This window comes from Pelomonas sp. KK5 (genome assembly GCF_001984095.1).
Lineage (GTDB): Bacteria > Pseudomonadota > Gammaproteobacteria > Burkholderiales > Burkholderiaceae_C > KK5.
Map to the genome: position 1 here is coordinate 1 of NZ_LYVQ01000608.1, position 217 is coordinate 217.

Annotated in this window: 1 protein-coding gene; it reads right to left on the reverse strand. The window is 70.0% G+C overall.

Going from position 1 to position 217, the window contains the following annotated elements; all coding sequences use genetic code 11:
* On the reverse strand, nucleotides 1–131 hold a 131-nt coding region (locus B0W88_RS35380), incomplete at its 3' end, for a hypothetical protein (RefSeq protein ID WP_369973980.1).
* Nucleotides 132–217: the final 86 nt, after the last annotated feature.

Below are 217 nucleotides of genomic sequence, written 5' to 3' on the forward strand. Positions count from 1 at the left end.
TGGTCGGAGCTCAGCGCATGCAGGTCGCCGGAATCGAGTGCGCGGATCGCGGCCGTGCTCAGGCCGTGCAGCGAGTCGGTGGCCAGCGCGGCGAACGGGCCGTGCCCATCGCGTTCAGCTCGGCGGTGCACATCGCCACGACCTGGGCCGAGGTCAGCTGAACCACTTGCGTGGCGGTCAGCTGGCCGGTCTGGTCGGAGGTCAGCGCATGGATCTG